Source organism: Armatimonas sp., assembly GCF_043760365.1.
Lineage (GTDB): Bacteria > Armatimonadota > Armatimonadia > Armatimonadales > Armatimonadaceae > Armatimonas.
The window spans coordinates 1-6,154 of sequence record NZ_JAYUPA010000147.1 but is presented as its reverse complement, the minus strand read 5'-3'; the positions used below and the strand labels follow the sequence as shown (position 1 = coordinate 6,154).

Annotated in this window: 6 protein-coding genes; 2 read left to right on the top strand and 4 right to left on the bottom strand. The window is 61.0% G+C overall.

Going from position 1 to position 6,154, the window contains the following annotated elements:
• Nucleotides 1-129 precede the first annotated feature (129 nt).
• Nucleotides 130-1,263, bottom strand: a complete 1,134-nt coding sequence (locus ACH2EH_RS03745; RefSeq protein WP_395139105.1) for a thiolase family protein — start codon at nt 1,261-1,263, stop codon at nt 130-132.
• Nucleotides 1,264-1,293: 30 nt separating this feature from the next.
• On the opposite strand from ACH2EH_RS03745, the gene ACH2EH_RS03740 reads away from it, so the two are divergent.
• Together ACH2EH_RS03740 and ACH2EH_RS03735 are read left to right on the top strand one after the other, a co-directional pair.
• On the top strand, nt 1,294-2,355 hold the full coding sequence (locus ACH2EH_RS03740; protein ID WP_395139103.1) for a serine hydrolase domain-containing protein: 1,062 nt from the start codon (nt 1,294-1,296) through the stop codon (nt 2,353-2,355).
• A 132-nt stretch (nt 2,356-2,487) separates the two neighbouring features.
• Entirely contained in the window at nt 2,488-2,880 is a 393-nt protein-coding gene (locus ACH2EH_RS03735) for a hypothetical protein (RefSeq protein WP_395139101.1), read from the top strand.
• 113 nt (nt 2,881-2,993) lie between these two features.
• Here the strand turns inward: ACH2EH_RS03735 and ACH2EH_RS03730 are convergent, their stop codons facing one another.
• The 3 genes from ACH2EH_RS03730 to ACH2EH_RS03720 all read right to left on the bottom strand — a co-directional run.
• A complete protein-coding gene (locus ACH2EH_RS03730; protein ID WP_395139099.1) occupies nt 2,994-4,436 on the bottom strand; it encodes a sensor histidine kinase in 1,443 nt (480 codons plus the stop codon).
• Nucleotides 4,433-5,128 carry a response regulator transcription factor gene (locus ACH2EH_RS03725; protein ID WP_395139097.1) on the bottom strand — a complete coding sequence of 232 codons (696 nt, stop codon included), beginning with the start codon at nt 5,126-5,128 and terminating at the stop codon, nt 4,433-4,435. Before ACH2EH_RS03725 ends, ACH2EH_RS03730 begins: the two co-directional genes overlap by 4 nt.
• Before the next feature lie 66 nt (nt 5,129-5,194).
• The coding region (locus tag ACH2EH_RS03720) for a redoxin domain-containing protein (protein WP_395139095.1) at nt 5,195-6,154 on the bottom strand (960 nt) is incomplete at its 5' end.

The window sequence follows — 6,154 nt, the reverse complement described above, 5'->3', positions numbered from 1 at the left end:
CGGCGCGGAGCTGGCGGGCAAGGTCGTTGAAAAGCTTGAGTTCGTTGGCGTCTGCCATTTTAGTTTCTAAGTGTCCTTTAGATTACGGAAATATCCTGGGCTATTGTACCGCAGGTTTGTCCGCACCATTCACGGGGCGGGAAACTCGAATAGTCCGGCGGCTCCCATCCCGAGCGCGGCACACATCGTCACCATACCGTAGCGTGCGCCTCGGCGCTGTGCTTCGTAGAGTAGTGTGACACTCTGACGGGCACCAGTGGCTCCGAGCGGATGCCCAAGGGCGATCGCGCCGCCATTCACATTCACTCTGTCCCAGTCCAGCGGGAAGTGTTTCTGGCTGGCGAGGGCTTGCGCCGCAAATGCCTCGTTGAACTCGATCAGGTCAATTTGATCAAGCGCGATGCCGGTGCGCGCGAGAAGCTTAGGAATGGCGCTGGCAGGGGCGATTCCAAAGTGCACGGGATCCACAGCGGCGGTGGCATACCCGACAAAGTGGGCAAGCGGTGTCAGGCCGTAGTGCGCGGCGAGCGCGGCGGTGGTCAGCAACACAGCGGCGGCGCCATCACTGCGCTGGCTGGCGTTGCCCGCCGTAATAACTCCCCCAAAGGGTGTCTTCAGGCCCGCAAGCCCCTCAAGAGTCGTCTCGGGGCGGATGCCTTCGTCACGAGAGATGACAGTGCCATCGGGTAGGGTGATCGGAATAATCTCCGCGTCGAACTTTCCGGTGGCTTGCGCACTCGCCGCACGCTGCTGGCTCTGAAGCGCAAACGCGTCGGCCTGAGCGCGGGTAATGTTTTCTTCCTCGGCGACACGCTCGACGGCCTCGCCCATCCCCAGCCATGTCTCGGCGGGCAGGGACTCATTCGTACGCAAGGTCTCCCCCATGAACGGCACACGGGTCATGCTCTCGACACCACCGGCGAGAATAAAATGTGCCTGCCCGGTTGCAATTTTTGCCGCCGCCGTCGCAATCGCCTCAAGACCTGAGGCGCAGAATCGATTGAGAGTGAGCCCGGCGACGCTTTGTGGAAGCCCGGCGCGGAGTGCGGCCACCCGTGCCACATCCATCCCCTGCTCCAGCTCCGGCATCGCGCACCCTAGAATCACATCGTCAATCAACTGTAAATCGAGGCTAGGGACGCGCTCCAGCACGCCACGCAGTACCGCTGCCGCTAGATCATCAGGACGCAGCTCCTTGAAATTACCTTTGGGAGACCTTGCAAGGGCGGATCGGCCCGCCGCCACAATCACAACAGTGTTCATGTAGGAATTGTACCCCGGTACAATACAGGAATGAACGCGAATCGTTTTCAAGCCGCCGCCGCTCTCGTGGAAGAGGCCGTGGAAAAAAAAGGAGTCCCCGGTGCGGTGCTCCTCATTGTGCACAAGGGAGAAGTTGCCCTGCGTGCGTGCTGGGGCGATGCGGGCCTGCGCCCCACGAAGCGCCCCATGACCTGCGACACGATCTTTGACCTGGCATCGCTGACCAAGCCGCTCGCCACCGGCAGTGCGCTGGCGCTGTTGCTGGAATCGGGGAAGCTGCGCCTCGATGATCCAATAGAAAAGTACCTCCCGGAGTTTTCTCAGCGCCCGGGCATTACCGTCCGGCACCTCGCGACCCACTGCGCCGGGATTCCTGCGGGGGGGGCCTACGCCAATCGCTATGTCACGCTTGAGGAGATTGTCGGGGAGATCGTGCGCTCACGCAAAGTGGCTAACATCGGGGAGAAGTTCGTCTATTCCGACTACTCGGCCATTGCTCTGGGGGCACTGATCGAGAGGAGTACCGGGCAACCGCTGGATCAGTTCTGTCGGGAGCGGGTTTTCCAGCCCCTGGGAATGACTGAGACCACCTACCGGCCTGGCGTGCGGCTGGCTCCACGCTGCGCCTCGACGGCGGCGGGCGATGATATCCCAAGTTGGCGTGGGAAAGTGCATGACCCGACAGCGGCGGCACTCGAAGGCGCAGGCTGCGTCTCAGGCAATGCAGGGCTTTTCTCCACTGCAGATGATCTGGCACGCTTCGCTCAGATGATGCTTCGCAATGGACAGGGCATCCTCAAACCGGAAACGGTTCACCTGATAACACAGCCACAGTCGCCCCTCTCCGGGCCAGACGGTTTACGAGGCGTCCTATGGGATATAGGCAGTACCTATGCCATCCGTGGAGAGCTTCCTCAGGGATCGTACGGCCATACGGGTTTCACCGGCACATCCATCTGGATATCTCCTGCCTCTGCCTGTGCCATCATTTTGCTCACCAATGCAGTGCATGCTTCCGATACCGCTCCGAAGAACATCACCATTGCCCTACGACGGGCAGTATCCACTTCCGTGGCTCGACGGGTGCACTAATTGCGAAGTAATTCAATGTAAAAATACCACAACAAATAAATTTTCGGTATAATCAGTTAAGAGTCTCGACAATGAGACCGAAAGTGTCCAGAAAAAAATGGACTCAAACCGAAGTGAAGAAAGAAAAATATTATGGGACGAAGACCGAAAGTCATTACCGAAGCCGCTGTAGAAACACCCGTTGCCACTCCCGTGGTACGCCGTCGCCGCCGTAGCGGTATCGTGGATCACGTGGCACAAACCGCTCTCCTGATCGACTCTCTCCTGAAAACACGCGGTGCAGCAGGGGCCTCTCATGAGGAACTTCAGGCAGTTGTTAGCTGGGCGCGTGGTGTCCATGCCGAGACAGAGGAGCTCAAAAACCTCGTAGGGCGTCCTCGCCGCCAGAAGGCTCTTGCCTCACCGGAGCGCATGGCAGCCTACGAGCTCAACAAGGCGTTGCTCGATAATGTTCTGGCCGGCACAGTTGGCCTCAATGTCAGTGAAGGCGGCTCGATCGTCTTCATTAGTCCCTCTGGAGAGTAGGAGCAAAATAACAAAGGCCCGGCTAAAAGACTAGGTAGAAACCGGGCCTATTTTCGCGACCAAGGACGGGCAAGAAGCAACCTTACCCGCCGCGCTCTGCACGGAGGTCTGATTCAGACCGCAGGTAGTGTCACGGTCACCGTGGTGCCCACCCCGAGTGTGCTCTGGATGGTGAGCGTCCCCCCTAGTGTATTCACAATCTCTTTGCAGAGCGCCAGCCCAAGGCCAACGCCGCCTTGTTCGCGGGCACGGGAGGCGTCAGGGCGGTAGAACGGCTCGCCGAGGCGTTCCAGGTGCTCGGGAGCGATTCCCTCGCCCGTGTCGGTGATCGTTAGGGTGAGTTTGTCGGTAAGAGTCGCGGCAACAGTCACTTTCTCCTCGGCGGAGGTGTGGCGCAGGGCATTGCTCACCAGATTGACCACCACACGGTGCAAGAGCTTCGGGTCGGTCCTGAGCGGCACGGCGGGAATCTCCAGCAGCACCGGAGCGTGCGGTGGGGGCTGCCCCAACTCCGCCGCACGCGTCGCCTCCGTCAGAAGCTCAGTCAGATCCACAGACTCAGCCTGCACCGCGAGGCTCCCGTTCTCGGAGCGTGCTAAGAGCAAGAGATCCGAGACCAGCGTGTTGGCGCGATCCACGGTTCGATCCGCACGCGAGAGCGTCCGGCGCTGACGCTCTGTGAGCGGCTCGTCCCCCGGCTCCAATAGAAAGCTCGTCGCGGCCTTGATCACCGCAAGGGGCGTGCGTAGCTCATGGCTTGCATCAGCAGTGAAGCGCTTCTGGCGCACAAAGGCTGCTTCCATTCGAGAGAGCATTGCATTTAACACCGTGACGAGCTGATCAAACGTGTCACTGCCACCCGGCTGTGGCAAGCGCGCCGCAAGATTCGTGGGTTGAAGCGCGGCGGCGGCGCGGGCGAGCTTGCGGATCGGAGCGAAGGCGATATCGGTGAGCACTGCTCCCAGAAGCGCCATCAGCAGCCCGACCGGGAGAATCAAAGCATAAAGTGCCCGTTGAATCTCCGCAAGAGCGGCCTGTGTTTCTTCCAGACTAGCCGCCGTCTGGAGCACCTGACCGTCCGCTCGGATCGAGAAGACATGCAGAAGCTTACCGTCGCTTCCCCGCTCCTCGCGCATGTCTTTCCCGAGCTGTTTTGCGGCCTCGAAACCCGCCTTCGACCAGAGCGGCCGCCCTGGATCGGGGGGGTCTTGCAGCGGGATGCGCCGTGGTGGAAGAAGCGCGGTGGTGCCGAAGCGCAGAATGGGAGGTTCGCCCCCCCCAAACGGTCTACGCCCGCGCCCAAAGTCAAAGAAGCCGCGTCCCTCGCCACGTCCCTCACGCCCTCCCTGCATAATACGCCCCCCCTGCATGAACGGAGGGGAGCCGTGCTTGAGGGCTTCTTCTGCCTGCGACTGCACCGCGCGGTCCACGGCATCATACAGCACGGTACGGATACGGCTCTGGGCCAGCGCCACAAGTGCGACCAGTGCCAAGCCGCTGAGTGCGCCATTGAGCAGGCGTGCTCGCCACGTCATCGAGAGCTTAGAGAGCTTCATGGTTTCGCCCCTCCACTCGGCTCCCGAAGGACGTAGCCTAGTCCATAAACCGTGTGAAAAAGGCGCTCGCTCTCGGGGCGCTCACTATCGAGCTTGCGACGGAGCGCGACCATGTGAACATCTATCGTATTTGAGCCCACCTCGGCATCGCCTCCCCAGAGTGCCCGTAGCGCCTCTTTGCTCACGACATGCCCAGCGCGTGCTGCCAGTGCTTCGAGCAGCTCAAACTCGCGGCGTGTGAGTGCGACACTCTTTCCTGCGCGGGTAACTTCGTGGAGATCCGTGTCAATGACAAGATCCGCCACCTGGATCGTCCGGCGGCGCTGGAGTCGCTCACGACGCAGCAGTGCCGCGATACGCGCCTTGAGTTCTGGGAAGGCAAAGGGCTTGGTGAGATAGTCATCGGCCCCGAGCTCCAGCCCCCGCACTTTCTCTTCCACTTCATCACGCGCCGTGAGCATCAGAATGGGGGTGGTGTCACGCCGATCCCGTAGGCGGCGGCAGACGCTCCAGCCATCCATTCCGGGCAACATCAAGTCGAGTAGAATCGCTGCCCAGCCGCCCTCACACGCACGCTCGAAGCCCTCTGCTCCATTGCGGCACCAGGTAAGCTCGTGCCGAGCTGCTTCAAGACCCTCCACAATCATCTCGCCGAGGAGTTCTTCGTCCTCAATTAGTAGTAAGCGCGCCATGATCCCTATTCTAATCGAGAACCGTGAAGCAATTCTTAAGTCGAGTGCCCAGAATCAGTCGGGTGCTCAGAGCTTGAGCAAGCGCTGCGCTTCCCCCAGCACGAACTTGGCATCCGTGAAGGGCGCGAAGCCCGTGTCCATCCAGCGGAGCTTGCCGGTGCCATCCACGAGGAACGTGCCGTGGAGCGCCATGTCCTCGAAGTCATCAAACGCCCGCCAGGACTTGAAGGCTTTCAGATCAGGATTGGCCAGAACGGGGAAGGGGAAGGGCTTCATCTTCTTGACTTCCTCTTGCGGATCAAGGCTGACAGCAAGAATGTTTATGCCTGCCTTCCGGTAACCTTCTGCTTCTGAAGCGAAGGCATTGACTTGCTCCATGCAGCGCTCGCACGCGGCTCCGAGGAAGAAGAGCACAATGACGGGCTTTCCCGTGTAGTCTTTCAGGGAGATCTTCTTGCCGTTGCCGTCTTTGAGCGAGAAGCTAGGTGCTGTAGGCGCAACCCAGGAGAGCGGGCCAAGGCTCTCGATCTTGGGTCGGGACAGAGCGAGCGGGTCGGCGGGCGGGGCACCGCGCCAGTCGCCGGGTGCACCGCACTGCTGCGCGACGGTGCCAAGGGCGGCGAGCAGCGGGGTATCCAGCTCCGCGCGGGCGGCGAGGGGGCGCAGTTTTTCCAGCTCGGTCTTGGTTTCGTCGAGCTTTCCGCTGGCGTGGAGAATACGCACGAGTGCGGCCTGTGGGAGCACCTGATTGGGGCGGCTCTTTACCGCGTCGCGGGCGAGTGTCAGCGCCTTGTCCCCCTCACCGAGCTGGAGCCGAAGCAGCGCCTCACGCTCTTTGGGAAGCCCGGCGGCATCAAGCTGCTTGCTGGCGTCGGCAGAGTTATTCTCCCCCAGCGCGGCGTAGCACTTCACGGCAGCGATAGCTTTCTCGCTGTCTTTAAGCTTGGTGAGCGCGTCGAGATGAGTCTGGCCCAGGGCACGCTTGCCGGTTGCGTAGGCAGCGCAGCCCAAAAGCCGCAGACGGTT

Excerpts from the sequence above, each read along its gene's own strand:
- ACH2EH_RS03725 (WP_395139097.1), bottom strand. The coding sequence starts at position 5,128 with ATGGCGCGCTTACTACTAATTGAGGACGAAGAACTCCTCGGCGAGATG.
- ACH2EH_RS03745 (WP_395139105.1), bottom strand. The coding sequence starts at position 1,263 with ATGAACACTGTTGTGATTGTGGCGGCGGGCCGATCCGCCCTTGCAAGG.
- ACH2EH_RS03735 (WP_395139101.1), top strand. The coding sequence starts at position 2,488 with ATGGGACGAAGACCGAAAGTCATTACCGAAGCCGCTGTAGAAACACCC.
- ACH2EH_RS03740 (WP_395139103.1), top strand. The coding sequence starts at position 1,294 with ATGAACGCGAATCGTTTTCAAGCCGCCGCCGCTCTCGTGGAAGAGGCC.
- ACH2EH_RS03730 (WP_395139099.1), bottom strand. The coding sequence starts at position 4,436 with ATGAAGCTCTCTAAGCTCTCGATGACGTGGCGAGCACGCCTGCTCAAT.